Annotated in this window: 21 protein-coding genes; 5 read left to right on the top strand and 16 right to left on the bottom strand. The window is 33.7% G+C overall.

Annotated features, from left to right (window positions below; genetic code table 11):
- Positions 1-499 precede the first annotated feature (499 nt).
- Together BLS16_RS09340 and BLS16_RS09345 are read right to left on the bottom strand one after the other, a co-directional pair.
- Entirely contained in the window at positions 500-1,504 is a 1,005-nt protein-coding gene (locus tag BLS16_RS09340) for an LVIVD repeat-containing protein (protein ID WP_092332612.1), read from the bottom strand.
- Positions 1,501-1,938, bottom strand: a complete 438-nt coding sequence (locus tag BLS16_RS09345) for a hypothetical protein (protein ID WP_207649742.1) — start codon at positions 1,936-1,938, stop codon at positions 1,501-1,503. Before BLS16_RS09345 ends, BLS16_RS09340 begins: the two co-directional genes overlap by 4 nt.
- A gap of 912 nt (positions 1,939-2,850) precedes the next feature.
- On the opposite strand from BLS16_RS09345, the gene BLS16_RS09350 reads away from it, so the two are divergent.
- Positions 2,851-3,723, top strand: a complete 873-nt coding sequence (locus tag BLS16_RS09350) for a tyrosine-type recombinase/integrase (protein ID WP_092332616.1) — start codon at positions 2,851-2,853, stop codon at positions 3,721-3,723.
- A gap of 101 nt (positions 3,724-3,824) precedes the next feature.
- Here BLS16_RS09350 and BLS16_RS09355 read toward each other — a convergent pair whose 3' ends face one another.
- The 12 genes from BLS16_RS09355 to BLS16_RS24870 all read right to left on the bottom strand — a co-directional run bounded on the left by BLS16_RS09355 (position 3,825) and on the right by BLS16_RS24870 (position 13,477).
- Positions 3,825-4,877 carry a hypothetical protein gene (locus tag BLS16_RS09355; protein ID WP_092332618.1) on the bottom strand — a complete coding sequence of 351 codons (1,053 nt, stop codon included), beginning with the start codon at positions 4,875-4,877 and terminating at the stop codon, positions 3,825-3,827.
- Positions 4,878-4,953: 76 nt separating this feature from the next.
- On the bottom strand, positions 4,954-5,187 hold the full coding sequence (locus tag BLS16_RS09360) for a DUF7662 domain-containing protein (RefSeq protein ID WP_092332620.1): 234 nt from the start codon (positions 5,185-5,187) through the stop codon (positions 4,954-4,956).
- Between the two features lie 139 nt (positions 5,188-5,326).
- On the bottom strand, positions 5,327-6,421 hold the full coding sequence (locus BLS16_RS09365) for an HNH endonuclease (RefSeq protein ID WP_092332622.1): 1,095 nt from the start codon (positions 6,419-6,421) through the stop codon (positions 5,327-5,329).
- A 30-nt stretch (positions 6,422-6,451) separates the two neighbouring features.
- The gene (locus BLS16_RS09370) at positions 6,452-7,144 is read right to left on the bottom strand and encodes a hypothetical protein (RefSeq protein WP_092332624.1); all 693 of its coding nucleotides are present in this window, start codon (positions 7,142-7,144) and stop codon (positions 6,452-6,454) included.
- A 43-nt stretch (positions 7,145-7,187) separates the two neighbouring features.
- Positions 7,188-7,895, bottom strand: coding sequence for a hypothetical protein (locus BLS16_RS09375; protein WP_092332626.1), 708 nt, complete (start codon positions 7,893-7,895; stop codon positions 7,188-7,190).
- Positions 7,896-7,939: 44 nt separating this feature from the next.
- Positions 7,940-8,374 (bottom strand): hypothetical protein, encoded by a 435-nt coding sequence (locus tag BLS16_RS09380; RefSeq protein ID WP_092332628.1) that lies wholly within the window; start codon positions 8,372-8,374, stop codon positions 7,940-7,942.
- A gap of 51 nt (positions 8,375-8,425) precedes the next feature.
- The gene (locus BLS16_RS09385) at positions 8,426-8,908 is read right to left on the bottom strand and encodes a hypothetical protein (protein WP_092332630.1); all 483 of its coding nucleotides are present in this window, start codon (positions 8,906-8,908) and stop codon (positions 8,426-8,428) included.
- 526 nt (positions 8,909-9,434) lie between these two features.
- Positions 9,435-9,614 carry a hypothetical protein gene (locus BLS16_RS09390; protein ID WP_092332632.1) on the bottom strand — a complete coding sequence of 60 codons (180 nt, stop codon included), beginning with the start codon at positions 9,612-9,614 and terminating at the stop codon, positions 9,435-9,437.
- 170 nt (positions 9,615-9,784) lie between these two features.
- Positions 9,785-11,305: a DEAD/DEAH box helicase family protein gene (locus BLS16_RS09395; RefSeq protein ID WP_143015519.1), complete on the bottom strand. Its 1,521-nt coding sequence runs from the start codon at positions 11,303-11,305 to the stop codon at positions 9,785-9,787.
- Positions 11,306-11,408: 103 nt separating this feature from the next.
- Positions 11,409-12,035 (bottom strand): hypothetical protein, encoded by a 627-nt coding sequence (locus BLS16_RS09400; RefSeq protein WP_092332636.1) that lies wholly within the window; start codon positions 12,033-12,035, stop codon positions 11,409-11,411.
- 240 nt (positions 12,036-12,275) lie between these two features.
- Positions 12,276-13,004 carry a helix-turn-helix domain-containing protein gene (locus BLS16_RS09405; RefSeq protein WP_092332638.1) on the bottom strand — a complete coding sequence of 243 codons (729 nt, stop codon included), beginning with the start codon at positions 13,002-13,004 and terminating at the stop codon, positions 12,276-12,278.
- Between the two features lie 173 nt (positions 13,005-13,177).
- Positions 13,178-13,477 (bottom strand): DUF5658 family protein, encoded by a 300-nt coding sequence (locus tag BLS16_RS24870; RefSeq protein ID WP_092332640.1) that lies wholly within the window; start codon positions 13,475-13,477, stop codon positions 13,178-13,180.
- 324 nt (positions 13,478-13,801) lie between these two features.
- Between BLS16_RS24870 and BLS16_RS09415 the strand changes: the two genes are divergently transcribed.
- The 3 genes from BLS16_RS09415 to BLS16_RS09425 all read left to right on the top strand — a co-directional run bounded on the left by BLS16_RS09415 (position 13,802) and on the right by BLS16_RS09425 (position 17,052).
- Positions 13,802-14,164: a nucleotide pyrophosphohydrolase gene (locus tag BLS16_RS09415; protein ID WP_092332642.1), complete on the top strand. Its 363-nt coding sequence runs from the start codon at positions 13,802-13,804 to the stop codon at positions 14,162-14,164.
- Positions 14,165-14,230: 66 nt separating this feature from the next.
- Positions 14,231-16,087, top strand: a complete 1,857-nt coding sequence (locus BLS16_RS09420) for a DUF2075 domain-containing protein (protein ID WP_092332644.1) — start codon at positions 14,231-14,233, stop codon at positions 16,085-16,087.
- A 224-nt stretch (positions 16,088-16,311) separates the two neighbouring features.
- Complete coding sequence (locus BLS16_RS09425; protein ID WP_092332646.1) at positions 16,312-17,052, top strand: hypothetical protein; 741 nt, start codon at positions 16,312-16,314, stop codon at positions 17,050-17,052.
- Positions 17,053-17,321: 269 nt separating this feature from the next.
- Here BLS16_RS09425 and BLS16_RS09430 read toward each other — a convergent pair whose 3' ends face one another.
- Together BLS16_RS09430 and BLS16_RS09435 are read right to left on the bottom strand one after the other, a co-directional pair.
- On the bottom strand, positions 17,322-18,059 hold the full coding sequence (locus BLS16_RS09430; protein WP_207649743.1) for an HNH endonuclease: 738 nt from the start codon (positions 18,057-18,059) through the stop codon (positions 17,322-17,324).
- 185 nt (positions 18,060-18,244) lie between these two features.
- Positions 18,245-19,498: a DNA polymerase Y family protein gene (locus tag BLS16_RS09435; RefSeq protein ID WP_092332650.1), complete on the bottom strand. Its 1,254-nt coding sequence runs from the start codon at positions 19,496-19,498 to the stop codon at positions 18,245-18,247.
- Positions 19,499-19,689: 191 nt separating this feature from the next.
- Between BLS16_RS09435 and BLS16_RS09440 the strand changes: the two genes are divergently transcribed.
- Complete coding sequence (locus BLS16_RS09440) at positions 19,690-20,547, top strand: ATP-dependent DNA ligase (RefSeq protein ID WP_092332652.1); 858 nt, start codon at positions 19,690-19,692, stop codon at positions 20,545-20,547.
- Positions 20,548-20,668 lie beyond the last annotated feature (121 nt).

Consider the following 20,668-nt stretch of genomic DNA (forward strand, 5'->3'; position numbering starts at 1 on the left):
AGTTGTATTATTTCAAGATGAAAGCGATCAGTTTGTGGCCAAATTCCGATCCGTTTTCCTGTCCGAAAACCGATCAGTTTATTTTACCATTCACAACATGTTACCATCATTACAAATAATAGGGATATGACGCATTGCATTAGTAATAATCGCCTGAGCCTTAATGGCTTCAGCGTGAGTGTTACACGCTACATTATTATTATTGAGATCCGCAAGCAATCCCTTGATCTGATGAAAGAATATCGAAGTCCAATGTTTTGAAGTAGCTTTCAAAGATAAAGTCGAAGTTTTTCAGATAACTTTATGATTGACACAGATGAACTATGAACTTTATAGCTGGTCTAAAAAGGTCTAATTGTTGTGAAGTACTGCCCACCTCTTATCAACAAAAGAAGGCGTTTTTATACCCGTCTTTTGAGTATCAACCGTACCGTGTCCCAATAAAAAGAGTAAAGAATAATCGTACACTAAAATATTTAAACTCTACTTTCGGCATTAATTATTTTAAAGGGGTTAATTCGTTATTAAAGTAATTATCAATTCGTGTAAACCTGGCACTTGAATCAATCAATTCTGTCTTTTTGGGTTCATCTAATTTACCTAAAACTAATAAGTTTAAACTGTTTTGCTTTGAGTAGACTAATTGTTTGTGGTACTTGGTCATTGTGCCTATTTTGAAATTGAATATCATTTTAAGGGTCTCCTCTTTAAAATTAAAGTAATATACACCCTTTCTCCCCTGAATGACTGCATCTTTATAATGTAGTATTATTTTCCTTGGCATATCATTTTGAGGTAACCGTTTACTGAACAATACTTCATTATTTGATGTATTCAAAAGAATCAAACCTTCGCTGGCATCAATAATATACAGCAACTTAGTCAATGAAGAATATTTGATCTCTTGGGGTTCAGTCAGCGAAATTTTCTTAATCTGTTTATACACTGAGGGTACGCTAAATTCATTTTGAAGGAAGTCAATTCTAACTATACCTTTACTACGTAACGCAAGGAAAATAGTATTATCATTGACATCAATATCAGTAACATAGCTATGTCCGTTTTTATCGATAATCTTATTTTCAATATCTGTTAGATATTGGGGACTATTAGGATTGAAAATGTTCAATACGACTAACCCTCTAGTTTCAGACAAAGCAAACAGTAACCGTCGTTTATGATTTATTTTGATTTTGGTGCAAAAAGGGATACGCTTTTCGAAAACTTGTTGTGGTTGATTATTATTTCTTAAGTCGAAACTAAATAGAAACTGATGAGTTGAAGTAAATAATGTTTCTCTATACGTCTGCATGTCAATGATTATGCTATCGTTGTTCAAATTATCTATGTTAAATGGTGTTAATCTAGAAAAGTAACCAGAAAAGTTTTTGTACAGTGGTATAATTTCAATTTTTCCGTTTAAATAGGCTACAAACAAAGAATTATGGTAACAATGAAGCGACGTAATGGTATGGTTTAGTGGACTATTATCATTAGTAATCATAGTATTTTCCCACCCATCAAAGTGCTAACATCATCGGAATCAATTAATTCCTGATCTATCCACACCTCAAGTAAATTACTTGAAATATTATGTCCACCTTTAAATGGTATAATCGGGTAACCGTGCCACCTATCGTGTGTATTTGTGGGTTTAGGGAAGAATCCAAATTGCTCTCCTCTTGTACCAACAACCTCGAAATCGGGCAAAAATCCCCAGAGGTTTTGGTTATCATCTTCCCATGACTGATTCCCTAAGGTTTTACTAAAGTTGCCGAAATCGGCGATATCAAAGTTTTCCTTTTCCTTTATTACAGACTCCCATTTACTAGCATTTTTCTTGCGACTTGTTCGATGATGTTTTTGAATACTCAGATATTGTCTTTGCCTTCCTGGTCGGTCATACGGAATATTTGGCATTTGCTTCATCACGTCCAATCGTATAATACTTGTGACAAATTATTCGCCAAATTCCCTGTTGTTTCCTGCCCGTTCACTTTTATTTACTTTTGTTGGCTAAAACATATATACCTTAGGGAGATACGATTATTTCTCGAAGCCTTAAATAGTTTAATTCATTTACAATTGTGTCCTATATCCTTCTGTAATCCGCTCATTATTTATCCAAAGGAATAAAAGATTCTTAATTTGACTTAATGTTTTTGTCCATAAAGTGCATCAGAAACACTACTATTGCCTTTTTCCTTAGACCAAATCTAACAGTCATATCTATAATCCCTGAATTTTTACGAATTGAATTTAGAAAATCGATTAAATTTCTTGTTACTACTGTTGGATAATTTACTGTAGTCAAAAGTGACCTCCTATGGAAGTAGATGTACTACACACAATCACACTTAACAAAGGGGTTTACTCTGACATCCATCATCTCCCATTCTCCAAACAATAAACGAAATGGCTCATCACTAGTTCAATTGCTCCATATCATTAAATATAATAACTTTAAGACAAACTCGGTAGAAGCCCTCAAATATCTTGCCGATGGATGAAGGTGTACTATGCATGTTTTAGCGACTAAAACAGTGTCAAACTGTTGTTAATGTCCCACCACCTCATAAATGATCCTTTCTTTTATATACCGTAATAAAAGAAAGGTTGATGAGCTTGGCTTAGAGTTTAGATTAACTATTCTTATCCTTGTTAGATTTCGCTTTGATGTTAGGTTGTAATGATAGTTATCAAGGGAATCACCACACATTCACAAAGCAAACACAACATCAATTGTGTTTACTTTTCTTGTTAAAAGAGGTACAATAACTATAGAAAACGAAACACAATTTACATAAAGCTCTGCAAATCTGGACGAAACACAATTTAGGAGGAGTCCAAATGATTGACAAATTCAAGGAATATCTTATGACTCAGAACAAATCTCATAGCACTATTGAAGGATACATTCGATCTATTAAGGATTATTTCACTTGGTTTTCTCATTCCTACGGCAAAGAACCAACTAAATTGATTAAGCAAAACATCGATGAGTTCCGATCCTACCTGCAAACCATAAAACGCCAAAACGCTAAAACCATTAACTATAAGTTAAGTAGCTTAAAGAAGTACAATGAATTCCTCGTAGATAGTGGTATACAGAATGATATTATTATTACCGATAAAATGATGCTCAAGGTTCAACAAGAATACGCCTCCCCTGCTACAATAACTGAGAAAGATGTAAATCAGTTAAGACAGGCGATTTTAGAGCAAGGTTCAAAACGAGACTATGCTTTAATCAATCTTCTTGCTTATACTGGGCTAAGGATTTCCGAAGCCTTATCTATTCCCTTATCTGAATGTAATAATATATACCAGACCAAGGAACTGATGATCCGAAACGGCAAGGGGAATAAACAACGAACAGTTTACCTCAATGATAAGGTTCTCTCTAGCCTTAAAGACTACATTACTAATGAGAGAAGCACTTATAAAACTGCACTGGACAGTACGTTTTTGTTTGTTTCAAATAAAAACTCTTGCCTAGACCGTATTACAGTAAATAAAATGCTTGATAAATATTGTAAAGGTGCAAAACTTAAAAGTATTACCCCTCACCAACTACGGCACTTCTTTTGCTCTCACGCCTTAGAGAAAGGTTTAACTGTGGCTGAAGTTGCTAATATCGCAGGTCATTCAAACATTCATACAACACTCATTTATACTAATCCAAGTCGTACTAAGATGATCGAAAAAGTTAATTCTTTATAAAGTAAAGAGGTAGGGGCTAACCCTACCTTTCTCAATGCCGTTTTGAAATATGTTTCGTGAAGATTCATGAAGTATGTCCTATTGAAACAAACTATTAAAAACTAAGAGTTTAATTTAAAAGTTTCATAATATACAACATTATGAAGCATACCTAATAGAAACCTCTGTCCTTCTTCATCAATTAAATCCTTTGTGTTAACAAGAATATTTACTAACCTCACTACTGCTTTTGGATGATCATGATCATTAGTAATCAAATCTTTATTTATTAAGTTAATATACTCATTTATTAAGTTCATTTTTCTCATACAATATTCTTCAGGAGTTAATTTTTTATGTAAATCAGTAATAATTTTATCATCGTTATAAGTGCTTGAGTTTACCTCCAATATATGGAATAACACAAAAATCTCAATCGCAAAGTAATATGGCAGTGACTGGAATCCCTTCATCTTTTTATTATTAATTGCTTCAAAAATCCATTTAACTGCTTGCAAATCCGCATCTAACTCACATTTTTGCATTAATGTTTTATCTTCTGTTTTTATTTCTAAATGACCTAAATAGATATGTGCATATTCATGAGCAATTATAAATAACTCATGCAAAAAAGTCTTACGATATACCAATTGTAATTTTTCCTGATTTAACAATGGCGGTAATAAAGACATCTTTGGTAAATAAGGTTGATAAATAAAGCAATTACATATTTCTAAATAAGACTTACATAAAAAATCATCATTTGCTTCACTATTCTTTGAAATTTCACCATATAACATTTGTGTTTCATTATAATGTGCTATTGCTGTCATTAATTGGCAATGCAATTTGATAATTGGTTTTCCATGTGGTGCTTTCGTCGCCGAAGCATTAATTTTATAGGTAGGTAATATTCCAATATAAACATCTCTTAACTTTTCGCTTACCTCAAGGGGAAGAACATCAAGAAAAGGCTTCGCAATCTTCTGATTATACAATTTTTCTTCATATTTTAAGAATGAACGATTTTTAAACTTCTTTACAATCTTTTTTAGCTTCTTATCGTTAAGATTTAACTGCTTTTTTCTATACATCAATACTTCTTCTAAATTTCCATATAGCTGGCTAGAACAGTTACGCTGAAGTTCTCTGAAATACTTTATAGAATCTTCCATTGCATGATCACCTACCATTACTACTTACTATTTTCACTACCTTTACTCATCCATATAACCAACCCACCTTGTATTTCTACTGTTTCTTGAAAGTCACCGACTCACTAAATCGAACTTCATCAACCCTCCAACCGACCTCTAACCAAGAATCAGCATAATAATGTCCTCCGTTCGCCCACCAAGCAGGATATTTATGAGCGGACATTGGAAGTTTACCTCCAATGATCCCTTCCATTTGTTCATAGGTAAGAGTAACCGTTTGTCCCTTGCATTTTTCGAGAAACTGCTGTAATGGTCGATATTTATCCATATTGACACCCCCAGAATAACTAAATAGACGATATAACATCCTTAAAGACACTTTATTCCAGATTGACAGCGAAACATGGTGTGAAACAAACTAGAACAGAAAAACCCTACAATACCTAAATGTTGGCAAGCAAATTGCATTATTGTACTTTTGTTTGTCTTCTAACTACCTTAGCCAAATCTTCTACAGAAATTATCGGTTTCTTATGAATCATTCGATGACAATTACTGCACAGCATCGCAATGTCCTCAATTTTGGTCTTATCTCCTTCTTTCATTTCTGAAACAAGTTTGCGATGATGACCTTCAATAAAGTTATTCCCTCTATCACCGTATATTTTAGGGAAATCAGCTGAACAAACCTCGCAAAATAATCTGCCATGCTTCTTAATAAATAGCTTCTTGGCTTGTTTTACTACACCAGACTTGCGTTCACGCATTCTATGCAAACGGTAATATTCTTTGCCCTCTGAATATTCATCTTTACATTCAGGATCAAGATCCTCTTCAATTGTTACTGCAATGTGGCTAAAGATAAAATGGCATAAATCCGAACCAACTTCTATTGTGAATTCACCTTCAGGAGTTGGAAATACCTTCTCAAATTCTTTTTTCAGCTCTTTTCTGAATCTAATACTCTGCAAGACAATGCTTTTGTCTGTCTGATCTTCAAATCTATATTCGGCAGAGAATATCTTATTGTTAAATAACACCTTAATTTCTCTGGCTTTTCCTCGTGGCACAAAAAACTTACTATCTTCTGGATTGAATATCTCATGGAATTCCTTGTCTATTCTGACACCATCAGTATACTGGGAGTTACCAACTTTCTTTAGTAACTTCTTGGATTCACGATTCACGAGAAACATCTCTAGGCTATTTTCAAGGTATAAGTCATATGTTCCTAAAGCATATCTTTTCAAAGCTCCAATAATAGGATTATATTGATCTTTATTTAATTCAGTAAGATATTTGATAGCGTCATTCATATCGTATTTACTGAAAAACCCTTTGTGAGGATTTCTTAAACCAAAATGGTGTAATATTCCCATCGAAAACCAACCTCGTGAATATTCCTGATTTTCGAGCAGGATGTTTTCATCAATCCATCTATTTGACCTACCGTTGAATAAGAATTCAAATATAACCCTGTCTCTAAGCTCCTCTGTGTATCTTCTATATTCTCTGTCTCTCTCATCAGGTTTAAGCTCTGGAAAGGATTTATCGATACTCATATCATTACACTCCAGACTACTTACTTCACCCTAAGATATGGGACTCCTTAACAATAAATCCTCAAGTAGCTTTGCAAGATCTCTCATCATTTGGATTTTACTGCTTATTACTGAATCCTTAATCTCGATAAAGGAAATTTTTATTATGTTAAGTGAAGCGATCAATATTAGAATTATCACAGCTAAACCCATAGTAGTTGCTACTGCCATCTCCATACTGGACACCCCTTTGAAAACGTAAGTAATGAACTGTATCCAAAGAGGTACGAACAATGCTAAAAAAGCACTTGGAGTGACAAATGAAGGTAATTTATTATCTTCAATCTCCTTATACAAATAATCTATTAGCAATTTAATTTTAGCTTCAGATTGAATATTATGGTTTGTTAAAAAACCTTGCAATAGATCAACTTGATAAGATTTATAACCGTCTGTCTTCCATAAAAAGCCCGCTGGTTGTATTCCATATTCCAAAACCTTTTTCTTTGCTTTGGAGTTTATAGTTAAAAATGAACCTACAAGAAATGCTCCTAATATCATAAGTGGTACTAATATCCAGAATGTAAATATTTTTAATACGATGCTGAAATATATTAGTAAAATTGCAATGAAAAATAGCCAATATGAAATCCAAAAGGAAAAGTATGTTCCTTTATAATACCGAAATATTAAATTATAAGTCATAACCTCTGCTTTATAAAACTTCAAAACCTTATGTAACAATCTTCACCCTCCAAGCAATACTTTGTTTATAATATCTATTTCTTTACAGATGCTTTTTTAGTGAAGATTTGTATTCTCTCCAAATATCTTCCACGAAAGAATTTATTGAAATATCATATAATCCTTCTTTTTCACTATAAAAAAGTTGTTGCTTTACACTATTACTCCTAAACATTTTATTTGCAAATTGTCTTCTTAGTTCTTGATTAGTACATCTATGAAACTCTTCGTCATTTAAAATCTGCTGACGTAAGTCCTTTCTGCCCTCATTAATGTTTTGTTTTCTCTTTTCCTTTTCTTTTAGAATGTCTTCAAAATTCTCAGTTGCTAATTCTATACAAACTGTTTCTGGCATTCCAAATCCTTGTTCAAGAAACCAGTAATCCTCTTCTTGAATAAAGAAAATAACTCCTTGATATATACAATAAACATTTAGGGCTACGGGTTTACTATAATCAACTTCAGATAAACGATCATTATACTCATCAAACTTTTCTTGTAAAATTAACAATTCATCCTCACCTAATTTAAGCTGAGATGTTGTTTCATCAGTTATACTTAACACATCTTTGTCAATCAAATTATAACTATAAAACATTGTGTCAATTTTATGTTTACACGAAAAATCTAGCAAATCCTCCATGCTCGTTAATTGTAAAGTATGAGTTATTTCTGTTTCAGTAGTATGGACTCTGTAACTGTAAAAACCTTCGTTTTTTAAAAGTTCTAACAATTCTTCTTCTGACTTCATATCACACATACTTCCTTTACAATATCAGTTGTCTGCAGAGTTAATCATCCAATAGCCATTTCATCACTTGCACCTTTTATCACTTCATTTAATATCTCTTGATACTTTAAAGGTAACTCCTCATATACTTTAAGTTCAATCCCCTCAATAATTCCTTCACTTTCTCTAGTAAAGATTTGATAGAATTGCTTATTCGTAAAGTAAATAAATTTCTTTTCGGCTTTCGCTTTCTCCATGAGATAACATTTGGCATATAACCCATGAATCTTCCCAACAGGTAAACTACCACCTTTTGTCCTGCCACTATGATGACAAATTTGAACAATTATTTTGGAGTCAACAGATACTCCTGAGAATTTTCTTTCCACACCCTTTGATCCAACTTTAACTTTCTTCTGAATGAACTTAGTGTCAAACTCTTTGCCTAATTCCTCAAGGATGTACTTTGTTATCTCGTTCAATTTTGACGTATCAGCCACGCTAGACCCCTCCATATATTTTAGTTCATCAGTTGATACAGCCCAGTTACTTTAGGATGCTCCAATTGCTTCAAGTATTGGCTTCCAATCATTTAAGTAATGTTGACTATTAGAATCTAATGTCCCAATTTTATTCTCTCTAACAATAAATTTATATAGCGTCTTTTCGTTGCTTTTCATTGGTTTAAGATCGTGCTTAGGAACAATGAAAAAGAAATTATTCTCAACCCAATAAGCAACCAGAAAATTACAGTTTTTATACTCGTTCTCTGTTAATGTGAAATGGACTGTCCCCACAGCATTTTTGCTTGTCGTGTATAATCGTTGTCTCGTCTTCACTTCAATCTTAATTTTATCTCCGCTCTTGCTATTCAATAAAATTAGGTCACATCCTGATTCTCCTAAGTTCTGATAGACTTCCCATCCAGTACTTTTTGTCAGCAAGTATAATCTAAAAAGAACAGACTTTTCGCCGATTTCCATGAGTAAATGTTGGATATTTTGAGGCAACTTTTCAGTTTCATCGATTGGCATGCTGTAACTCCTTTATGTATACCCATAAATGCACTCTCAGTAGTTCAATTTTAGCAAGTTACCATACTCAATATATTATGTTCCAATTCGACAAGTATTTACCTTTTACCTTTATGTACAAACAAAAACGGCTCAACTATCAGGCTAGCAATTTTTGTTACAAATAAATTCACTTACAGAACTTCTTAGTCATGTCTTCATCGTATAATATTCAAAGAATTAATCGTTAATAAGGTTTTATCCTCTCAAAGCAATCATTATGTAGTTTTTAACTCTTGAGTTCACAATAAATTACTTAGTCAAACTGGAAAAGGCTTACAGCAAAAATCAGTAGGTTTTAATGATTCGATTAATATAACAGGGTTCACAATATCATCCACAAGTCTTAGAGGTATCAACAATTTCCCTTTAGCTATCAACGCTAAATATCTTGAAAAGACATCTGTACTGCCCTAATCTTACCTTCACAAAATAAGGAAGGGATATATCTACGTTATATATCCCTTAAATGACTTATCTATCATTCTTAATTCTCATCGTTTATATACTTAAAGTTGATAATTTCGCCATCTTCATCTCTGGTTACTTTTATCGGTTTATTATTAAAGAAATATTCGCCGTAGCTTACCCCTATTCTGCGACCATCTTTAGTCCACTCCCAATAAGAAGCTTCATTCTCTATACAATCATGCCAATGTATTTTCATTAGAATCTCTCCTTAAAATTATTAGGGATACTTCCCTAATGCCAATTATGAATTAACGATGCTTTCCTACATCATGAACATATTAAATTTATTTGATAATTTATCCTTACCTACAAATTTTTGATAAGGCTATTATAAAGCTTATTCCTATTTTTGTAGGTAATTTTAATTTAGGCTATCTTAATGATTTCCCAATATCGATACCCTTTCTTTTTTCCGTTAATCATCTCACTAGATGATTTATTGACAATTAAATACCTCATATTATTCGTTTCAAAATAAGTATTTAATGACTTAATTGATTTTTGCTGTCTCTTTCTTGAATCTCTTAAATCAATTATATCAATTAGTTCCTGTCTTTCTTCTTTAGTCAACTTTTTACCAACAACTTGGTCTACATATTTGACTATTTTATCTATTTGATGATCTTCCTCAATAACTTTGTATGCTTTAACGCCAAACATATGTTGCATATATTTACAGTACCCATGCTCACCATAGTTCTTCATCTCAGCTATATTAGCCAGATCATTTTTGACTTTAAAGAACATTAATTCATTTACTTTCTTTGTTCCTTTATCATCGTCGTTAACAGTGTCATCATAGACAATATTACTAGCATCATATTCTCTATGATACTCTTCAATAAATTCTTTGACTGTATGAGTTTGCAAATAATCTGCCATCTTTACTTTTTTATTAAGTTTAGTTTCCTTGCCCCCCAATGATTTATTATTAATATTTTTGATATATAGATGGAGTTTATCATCTTTGTTTTGTATTCTTTTTCTACCGATACATTGAACTAATGTTCCAATATCTTTAACATCGCATACTATGTGCTTTAGGTTAGTATCAATGATATTGACCCCTGCATCCATACAAGTTGTTGTAATTAAGATTTGCTCATCGAAACGCTCATTTCTGAGCATGTTATTTATTTTAGTTTGGTCAACTTTGTGATAGAATTCGCTATTACTCCTACTACAATTGAACAAACAATGTTTTGGGTATCTTCTATATAAGTCATAGGCTTTTTTAGCAGAGTCAACGAAAAATATAGCTTTGTACTTCTGCTCTACTACCTTTTCAATTAGGAAATCTAGTGTTTCATCTTTATTATAGAATGCTAAACTTTCTATGAAGTCATAATTTATAGGTAGCTCATAATCTATAGTGTCTGTACCTTTAATCATATTTATATATGATTTCATATTGTCACCTGTAGCAGACATGAAGATCTTAATTCCAGAGTCCTGTTTTAGAATTAAATTTAATGATATATCTGTTGTTTTATTAAAAGCCGCATCTGACATGAAATAATGAAACTCATCACATACGATATACTTATATGTAGAAAAATCACAGTCTTTTTTTATAAGTTCATTATGTTCTAGCTTCTGATATGTTTCAATATGTATAACATCTGTTTTACCATCTCTTTTAATCTCTTCTATAAATTGATTTTTACAATTAGTCCTATGAACTAACAGTAAAATCCTTGAACCATCTCTTTTGGCGAGAGCATACAGTATATTTTTAATAAAGTATGATTTACCTGCCCCTGTGCCTGCTTTAATTGTGATCGTATCACCATTATTCCAGTTATTTATCTCTTCTATTGTTACAACTTCACTAACCCTCATATCTTCGATATTCTCCTCCTGATAGATAGGAGGATTGCTATTCATATTAGAAAATTCCGAACTCTATAAGCGTCCCAAATTTTGGTATATTATTATGCCAATCCTCCCAATCTTATAAGTACTAATATTATTAAAAATTTACCTATTTTCATCTTGCTGTAAGATATTGAATATTAACCTTTGAATTGTGAAAAACATTGATTTGGTCGTATCTATGTGTCTTATCTATGCGATCTGTTATATTTTTTCCCTTGGCTATGAATTGTTTTTTCATTAGAGCATTATTAGATTGTTTTTTAACAACCATACAATTTTCTGGGAAGTAGCCAAGACTTTTATCGATACGTTTTATACGATCGCCATCTTCAAAATCACGCTTTATAGCCCACGCATAAAATAATAATGCCCCATCTTTTTTATCAGCCCATTCGGAACACATAATTATGCCCTTTTTTGAATAATCACAATTTTGTTTTGAATTATAGCACTTATTCCAATAACTATCCCATTTTTTCTGTAGCGTTATATAATTAGGCATTTCACCTAAGTAAGTTGAACCATATTCTGAAGGTTTATCACCACGGAGACAACCACATGATTTTCTACCCATCTCTTTTATTTGATATTCTTTAATTTTATGTACAAGTCTTTTATTTGTTCCACTGTCACAATCACATGTACAGTAACAAAAAATATGATTACGTTCTCTCTTAGATTTTAATATTATTAACCTTCCACACCTACGACCTGTGAGATCCTTCCTTTTCTTGCCCATTCTCTTCTTTCCTCCTAATTTTTAATGCGATCAATTTTCTTGATTATGTAAGCCAAAATATTTGGAAACCATTTCATGTAATTTTTATTTAGATATATCTAACCGAACCCAAAACACTTTTCAAAAAAAGATAATACCATCTACATCGCCCCCCTTCATAGTTAATTAAATACGATTAACAATCAAATGCCGATCATATTTCGGATAGAAATTGCCCACCAAAGCTTTTACTAATATAATTTAAATTTCTTGATCCTTTCCCTCTAACAAAAACTTCTTATCCCGTTCACCCTTCCTCCTACTTTTAGTTGAACAGATTTCCTCTGGAGGTAATACCTTTTTACGTTTGACAATTTCTCCTTTTTTACCTTTTAAACCATATAACGGAAGCAACTCTCTAAACGCCTTAATAAATTCAACTTCTTCTTCATTTTCCTTTACTCCATAGTTAGCATTACCTATAGCTCGACTCATAGACCCTATGAGTAAGAATACTAAACGCTTAGATCTATCCTCTTTGATCAAGCGAACTAAGTCTTGAAAGAAATTCAGATTATATTCTTTTCCGTTGTCAACATCAACCATCTTGCTTATTTCTGACAATAGACTTGCCCTTGCTTTTTCCTCATTAAGTAGTTGGATTAAAGCTTCAGAGTCATTAACTGTTTCAATAACTAAATGTTCCTTTCCTAGTTCGTCAACAATAGTTCGTTCAACATCTACATTTTGCGATTGACGTATTACATTTTTTATTTGTACCTCTATCGCCTCAGGCTTGGATAGTTCCTTTTGGAAATATTCTTCTTTAAGTTCAAAATGTTGGGCAAGTTGTTTAAGACGATTTTCTGGTATATTTTTTCTTCCCTTAACCCAGTCATTCACAGTCTTGGGGCTAATACCTAAGATTTCTGCAATTGTTTTGTATTCTACTTGAAAAATCTTTGCAATGTATTCTAGACCAATAATCACTTGAAATTCCCCCTAAAGATTATCATTAGACAGATTGAGTCTGCTATAACCTCATTATACTTAGACAGATTCAATCTGTCAAGCAAGCAAAAAAACAAAACCCTTAGTCGATAGGGTTTGTGAATGTCCTTGACATTCAATGTTCTTGTTGTTCATATACCGAATCAATTCCTTTACCTCAAAGCAAAATCATACTTCTGGATAAAACATGCAGTTACGTTGTAAATAGCAAGTACACTGTACGCCAAATTTACCCCCCATAGCACCCTAATTACTCTCTTCTGGCTTTTCCGATTCCGTTTTGAGGCATGAATCAGATAGATACAAAGAAAGGTAACTCCGACGAATTTGAAATAATGAAGAGCATTACGATCCACAAAGTAACCTGCCAATGGATTTCCTTCGATTGCCCCATGGCTAATAGCAAAGATAGTTGTATAGTAATCGATGATGTTTAACGCACAGAAGAGCAACAGTAGCTTATATACTTTATTCAGGTGACACCCTCCTAGTCAATCTCACTTATTCTAACAAAGCGACATAGGTTCACATCCACTTCCTTACAGATCACATCAAGTCTGGTTTTGACTTTTTCATCTACTGGAACAGTTTCCACCTGACTGCAAGCTTCTACTCTATACTTTTTGTATTTGGGTTCTTACAGTTACATTTCGGCACTCCTTAACATAAGGAGGCAATTTCATCGCTCAACTGGAACAATTTGTGATAAGCTAGAGCTATAGAGCTAGAGATGTTAATATGTAGCACTTAGTTTGACCAATATTAGGAGGATTTTTATGGATAACGATACTACTTTGTCCGCACTTAAAGAAATCGTTAAGACTTTTTGCGTAGAGAGAGATTGGGATCAATTTCATAACGCTAAGGACTTATCTATCGGAATAATCACAGAATCTGCTGAGTTGCTTGACCACTTTCGATTTAAGTCCTCTTCAGAAATTGAGGAAATGTTTAACGATTCGATTAAGAAGTTAAAAATTACTGAGGAATTATCCGATGTCCTTTTTTTCGTTTTAAGATTTGCCCAAATGTTTGATATTGACTTAACTGCTGAACTCATTAGAAAAATCCAAATTAATAACGCAAAATATCCCATCGATAAGTGCAAAGGGTCTAATAAAAAGCACTCAGAAGTTTAACTATTCTAAACAGTTGTCTTAACTTAGGCATATTCGCTATCAAAAGCAGATTGGATGTGTAAATATTTGATTATATATCAAAATAGTGCGATTGGATTTCGGAATGCTGTAGATAACAATCAAATAGTCCCTGATATTGAGACTCAATATATTTCCAAATTCGGCAGAAGAGTAGGTCAAGGCGAAAAAAGAGCATGGAATAACTCTCTAAAATTCATGGAAACAGTAATCAGAAAGTCTGCTGTTCCTGATGATTGCGGTGTTTTGATCGAATACAACATACCAGCAACAAGCAAAAGAATAGATTTCATTATTTCTGGTCAGGACGAAAGCAATAATAACAATTTTGTGATCATCGAACTCAAACAATGGGATAAAGCTGAAGCAACTGAAAAAGAAGATATTGTAACTGCATATGTGGGAGGTCGAGTCAGGGAAATAGCACATCCTTCCTATCAAGCATTGTCTTACAAAAGATACATTTCAGATATGAATGAGGCTGTATACACGAACAATTTAACGCCATATGCGTGTGCATATTTACATAACTACGTTAAAAAGAATCCTGAACCTCTAACTCTCCCTCAATATTCTTATATCTTATCAGGTACACCCATTTTCTTTTCGGAGGATAACACCAAGTTAGAATCTTTTATCCACAAATATGTAGGAAAAGGAAATGGATTAGACATTCTGTATCAAATTGAAAATGGGAAGATTAAGCCATCAAAAAAATTCATTGAATATGTAGCTGATATGTTTGATGGTAATGCTGTTTACACACTTCTGGACGAGCAAAAATTAGCCTATGAGAACATTATTACATATGCAACAACTGCCCCAGAAAAGAGGACTATTATCATTAATGGAAGCCCTGGCACAGGAAAATCTGTTGTAGCAATGAACGCTTTCGTTGCACTCCTAAAGAGGGGAAAGAACTTAAAGTTTATCGCTCCTAATGCTTCTTTTAGAACTGCTATGGTCAGTATGCTATCAAATAATAAGAAGCATAGTAAGCAACGTCTTAATATCCTCTTTGCAGGTTCAGGACAATTCTATAATGCGTTAAATGACGAATTTGATGTCCTTATTGTTGATGAAGCCCACAGATTAAAGGGTAAAGGTGCATACATGTACAAGGGCGAAAATCAAATTGAGGATATCATAAAAGCATCAAGAGTAAATGTGTTCTTTATTGATGATAATCAGCGAATAAGACCTGATGATATTGGTACAATTAAAGCTGTCAAAGAGGTGGCAACTAAATATGGCTCAGAGGTTGTGGAAGTTAAATTAGAAGCTCAATTCCGTTGCTCAGGTGCTGAAGGATTTTTAAATTGGGTTGATCATAATTTTCAAATTAAGGATACGGCGAACTTTGATGGTTGGGATGTTAGCTCATTTGAATTTCAAATTGTTGACTCACCTAATATTCTATTGGATAAAATTAAAGAAAAAAACACACAAGGATTTAAAGCAAGGATACTTGCAGGTTTTGCTTGGCAATGGACAGCTGAAAAAAATGGTAACGCAAATGCAGAGGTATCTGATGTAGACATCTCTGAACACAACTTCAAAATGCCTTGGAATAGCAGGTCAAATTCTTATTCATGGGCAATTGATGATAAAAAAGCAAATCAAATTGGTTGCGTACATACGTCTCAAGGTTTAGAATTTGACTACGTGGGTGTCATTATTGGTAATGACTTAAAATATAACCCATCAAAAATGGAACTTTATTCGAGTTATAATGATTACTTTGATACAACGGGCAAAAAGGGTTTAAAGAGTAAACCTGAGGAATTAACCTCTCTAGTTAAAAATATTTACAAGGTATTATTGAGTCGTGGAATGAAGGGTTGTTATGTGTATTGTAGGGATAAAAACTTACAAACTTTTCTGAAAAGTAGACTTCAGCCTTAGTGTTTATACAAGAGTCCTCAGAAAGGACTCCTTTATATTTAAAAGGTCTTATTTTTAGCAGAGTAATCCGCATCCGCAAGCCATATTTCACGACCATATTCTCTTACCTTAGAGAAAAGTCTCGACAACGAAAAGAAATTTAACTTTTTTCCCCATCTAACGATTTATGTATATTCTAAGACTCTGTGCCAAAATAAAACGAAATTTGCCCTGAGGAGAAATACATGGAAAAACCAACTTCGATTAAGCAAATTGATGAAATCTGTTTAGAATTACTTGAGCGAGTTAAATCACCCGATTATACCACAATGAATGCTGGATCATTTGGTGAAATTCCTTACAAAGTTATGACCATTAAGGAAATATCGGAGTACTATGAAGTAAAAAAAGATAGCGTGTATCGCGTATTTGATAATAACAAAGCCCGCTTTTTCAATCATGGGGCAAGAAAAATTAAGGGTTCTATACTCCGTAGCTTTAAAGACTTTTACGGAGCATCCAATGCAGGTGAAATATGGCTATTTCCTATGGAAGCAGTAATAGCCTTTTGTAAGCATTTAAAGAGTAGTCAAATTTCTACAAAACTAAGAATCGAAATCTACATATTTCCATACGATTGGTTAAAAGTACATCTAGAAGAAGTTCCAACAACGGACTTTATGTCAAATGAAAATAGACTTGGCGAAATTTTAAATACAACCTTTGAAGGAATTTGTGATATTAAGCGATCCGTTTCCTTTGAAAGGAATAAAATTAGAGCAGATTATATTATTAACGATATCCTGATCATTGAATGCGATGAAAAAAAACACCTTGAGAAAAAACAGAGACTTAAAGACAAAGAAAAAGATGTTTTTTATCAAGCTAATGAACATTTCGTTCTACGATATGAACCAGAATCTGGAGATGATTTAGACATTTTTCGACTCATAAATAAAATCTTCAAATTTATTGAAAAACATTGAGTAGTAATCTCATGTAATGTTAGGATTCCCGAAACCAGTTTGAATTTTTTACATTTAGACGGCTAATATTTAATCTCAATTTTCTCATCTTAAATTTTAAACATGCTTTTTATTTTGCTTTATCCTATAAAAATGGCAAGCCTCATTTTGATGAGTCATTTCAAGTTACTAATCCTAAGCGTATAACAAGTATTATCTAAGACAAAACCTGTGACGTTCTGTGTGTTTGATATGGTAACATGACAATTTTGACCTCACCAAACTAATCCTCAATGCTCATCTTGACTGATTAAGTTTTGCAAGCTATCAATTGTTAACCAAGGTCTTCTACGGTGCAACATACGATGGCAATTAGAACAAACCAACGCCAAGTCTTTTGCCTTGGTTTTCATATTGCTCGTGTATTCGGACACTGGAACTGTATGATGACATTCAATATAACCGTATCCGACCTCTCCATATACTTTAAAAAAGTCGAATTTGCACACGACACATCTTAAATTTCCTTCTGCTAAAGCTTTTGATTTTACCTCATTTACTATTTTACGATTACGCTCAATTACTTTATGCTTGCGAAATAACACTGTCCCTTCAGAAAACCCCTCTTCCTCATCATCAAGTATTTCAGATTCGCGTATTGATCCATTATCAATAATACTTTGAGCGACTTTTCTAAGATAATCAGGTCTGTTCGCAAATTCATTCCATATTTGTTCTTCTAATTTTCCACCTCTCGCCAACCCTGATCCGTGGGACTTAGGATCAAAACGCATGAAGTTTGCTAATTTCATAGTCACTCCATTCGGATTTCGAAAAAGTGTCTCATCAGGTATAGAACTATGAATGTGCAAGGAATTAAGAATCTTACTAAGCTTGATAACTTCATCATTGGTTTTGTCCATTTGAGTAAGATTATTTCTAAAATATAGGTCTAACGCTAAAATCAATTCGTCCCTCGCCCAAGGGGGATTTCTCATATCTTTTATCCTCTTTTCAAAATTCTTCATACCTACTTATTCTGTAGATTGTATGAATTCTCCTTGATGTTTCACAATTATCCATCTGAATTTTGAGCAGAAGCATCTTTTGGGATTCTATCTCCGATCAAGTAGATATTCTTGTGAATATGTACAGAAAGCTCTTTGCTTTGAAGTAACAGATCATGAAATTTAAGCAATTTCTCAGTTATTGACTACAATATACTTGACATCATCGGATATTCTTCATCATCCATTGTCCCTCCACTACTAAATCGCACCCCACTATTAAGAAAAGATGACCTGAAAACAGAACCATTTCCAAACCTCTCACGAATTGAGTCTACTGCTCGATCAACTTTTCTCTGCTTCTCATAGTCCTTCTCAAATAATGATATCTGTTGAAAGTCGTTTTGACATAACTCTGAAACTCTTACTCCAAGATGTCTAACAGGTTGACCTTTCCAAAGCTCATCGAACAATTCACAAGCAATCTCATGAATAGCGTTAGTGCAATCAATTGCAGAGAAGATCTTTCGCTGATGAGAGCAATTATAAAACTCATTTGTTCTTAAAGAAACAGATACCAATCTAGCACAATAACCTGATTGTCTTAACCTTGTGGCTACAGTCTCCGTCAATGACAACAAAACCAAATGTGCAGTCCTTCTATCCTCTACATCAAAAGCAATTGTTGTGGAGTTCCCCATGCCTTTTATTAGTGGTCGGCGATTCTCACGAACTGGACTTGCCTCGTACCCATTGGCATAATTCCAAACTAGCATACCGTGACTCTTCAAAAATAGTTTGATTAACTTAGGGTCATAATTAGCCAGATCTCCAATCGTATTGATTGCCCTGCTTTTCAACTTCTTTGCGGTTGCCCGCCCAACCATAAAAAGTTCCTCTATGGGCAGAACCCACATTTTCTCTGCAATCTCTTCTGGGAAAATTGTGTGAACCTTATCTGGTTTCTTTAGCTCAGATGCCATCTTAGCAAGAATTTTATTCGTACTAACTCCGATATTGACCGTAAAACCTAACTCATTTTTTATTCGATCTTTTATCAAGTATGCCGTTTCTACTGGGTCTTTATATAGGCGTTCCATGTTGGTGAAGTCCACAAAATATTCATCGATACTATACTGCTCAATTAAAGGCGAATATTCACGTAGGATATCACCAAAAGCTTTGCTACACTGCATATATAATCCATAGTTTGGTGGTACTATAACCAACTCAGGACATTTGGCGTAAGCAGAGTGGATTGTTTCCCCTGTTTGTATATTTAATTTCTTAGCAGGAATCGATTTTGTCAAAACAATCCCATGACGTGTTTCAGGGTTACCACCTACAACTGATGGTACAGTCCTTAGGTCAAGTGGATTACCATGCTGAAGTCTATGAACAGCTTCCCATGATAAGTATGCAGAATTAACGTCCACATGGAATATTATTCGTTTGCTCATAGCACCACCTCATAACAGAACGTATGTTCCTATTATATAGGTGCTTACGTTCTGTGTAAAGAAGGTTGAACTCTCCAAATATAGGAAAATCTATTATGACATAGATAAAATACTAACTCATTATTCTATCCAACACTTCCCACCTGACTGTAAGCTTTTCCCATGTTAGACTTGCAGTAGAGGTGGAATATATGTTTATTAGCCCGATGCTTCTTCACAAAGTGGATACCCCATTTGATGACGATGAATGGCTTAGTGAGTTGAAATTAGATGGGATACGGTTTCTCTACTCTACTATGAGTGGGGTCAATTTTTATACTCGACATAAAAATGAAGTAACAGAGCGTTTCCCAGAACTAGTTACAGGTCAGATTCCTAAAGGAACAATTCTCGATGGTGAAATTATTATCTCCGATAAGGATGGTAAGCCTGATTTTGAAGAATTGATGAGTCGGTTTCAGGTTACTAATTCTAGGCGTATACCAATGATATCTAGGTCTAAGCCAGTGACATTCTGTGCGTTTGATGTGCTTTATAGTAAGGGTAAAAAAGTAAGCCATCTACCCCTTATGGAGCGAAAGGAGATTCTTGATGAGATACTGCCCAAGGATTTACCGTTTATCACTAAAGTCTTGCCTATCAACGGTAATGGGAAAGCACTCTTTGATTTAGTTATGCAACAACAACTTGAAGGAATCGTCCTAAAGAAGAAGGACTCAAACTACGAAGTTGGTAAGAGGTCAAGCAATTGGCTAAAAGTTATAAACTACCAATATTCAACGGTAGAAATTGTTGGGTCTAGGAAGTCTGAATTTGGTTGGTTACTACGATTTCCTGACGGTAAGTCAGCAGGTGTTATGGAACTTGGTGTTCCCGCCGATGCTCGAAAGTTTGTCTATGAATTTGCTAAAATGGTAGGGTGTGAAGAAGTTGATGATTATGTTTACTTTGCAAAGGGAAATGAGGCATTGAAGTGCAATGTTAAGTATAGAGCTTTAACCAAGGCAGGACATTTGAGGTTGCCTTCGTTTGTTAAGTTTGCTAGTTAATTTACGGTTGCATGACAACTCTTATCTCAATTATCTGTATAGATATAAAAAACGCCTTCAGACGCTCATAAAGGACGTTCTAAGGCGTTTAACTACAGTATCAATCGGGATGTTACAAAGA

Origin of the sequence: Desulfosporosinus hippei DSM 8344 (assembly GCF_900100785.1) — a bacterium.
GTDB classification, from domain to species: domain Bacteria; phylum Bacillota; class Desulfitobacteriia; order Desulfitobacteriales; family Desulfitobacteriaceae; genus Desulfosporosinus; species Desulfosporosinus hippei.

Excerpts from the sequence above, each read along its gene's own strand:
- BLS16_RS09385 (WP_092332630.1), bottom strand. The coding sequence starts at position 8,908 with ATGCCAATCGATGAAACTGAAAAGTTGCCTCAAAATATCCAACATTTA.
- BLS16_RS09425 (WP_092332646.1), top strand. The coding sequence starts at position 16,312 with ATGGAAAAACCAACTTCGATTAAGCAAATTGATGAAATCTGTTTAGAA.
- BLS16_RS09340 (WP_092332612.1), bottom strand. The coding sequence starts at position 1,504 with ATGATTACTAATGATAATAGTCCACTAAACCATACCATTACGTCGCTT.
- BLS16_RS09430 (WP_207649743.1), bottom strand. The coding sequence starts at position 18,059 with ATGAAGAATTTTGAAAAGAGGATAAAAGATATGAGAAATCCCCCTTGG.
- BLS16_RS09350 (WP_092332616.1), top strand. The coding sequence starts at position 2,851 with ATGATTGACAAATTCAAGGAATATCTTATGACTCAGAACAAATCTCAT.
- BLS16_RS09360 (WP_092332620.1), bottom strand. The coding sequence starts at position 5,187 with ATGGATAAATATCGACCATTACAGCAGTTTCTCGAAAAATGCAAGGGA.
- BLS16_RS09365 (WP_092332622.1), bottom strand. The coding sequence starts at position 6,421 with ATGAGTATCGATAAATCCTTTCCAGAGCTTAAACCTGATGAGAGAGAC.
- BLS16_RS09415 (WP_092332642.1), top strand. The coding sequence starts at position 13,802 with ATGGATAACGATACTACTTTGTCCGCACTTAAAGAAATCGTTAAGACT.
- BLS16_RS09440 (WP_092332652.1), top strand. The coding sequence starts at position 19,690 with ATGTTTATTAGCCCGATGCTTCTTCACAAAGTGGATACCCCATTTGAT.
- BLS16_RS09395 (WP_143015519.1), bottom strand. The coding sequence starts at position 11,305 with ATGAATAGCAATCCTCCTATCTATCAGGAGGAGAATATCGAAGATATG.
- BLS16_RS09375 (WP_092332626.1), bottom strand. The coding sequence starts at position 7,895 with ATGAAGTCAGAAGAAGAATTGTTAGAACTTTTAAAAAACGAAGGTTTT.
- BLS16_RS09435 (WP_092332650.1), bottom strand. The coding sequence starts at position 19,498 with ATGAGCAAACGAATAATATTCCATGTGGACGTTAATTCTGCATACTTA.
- BLS16_RS09355 (WP_092332618.1), bottom strand. The coding sequence starts at position 4,877 with ATGGAAGATTCTATAAAGTATTTCAGAGAACTTCAGCGTAACTGTTCT.
- BLS16_RS09400 (WP_092332636.1), bottom strand. The coding sequence starts at position 12,035 with ATGGGCAAGAAAAGGAAGGATCTCACAGGTCGTAGGTGTGGAAGGTTA.
- BLS16_RS09390 (WP_092332632.1), bottom strand. The coding sequence starts at position 9,614 with ATGAAAATACATTGGCATGATTGTATAGAGAATGAAGCTTCTTATTGG.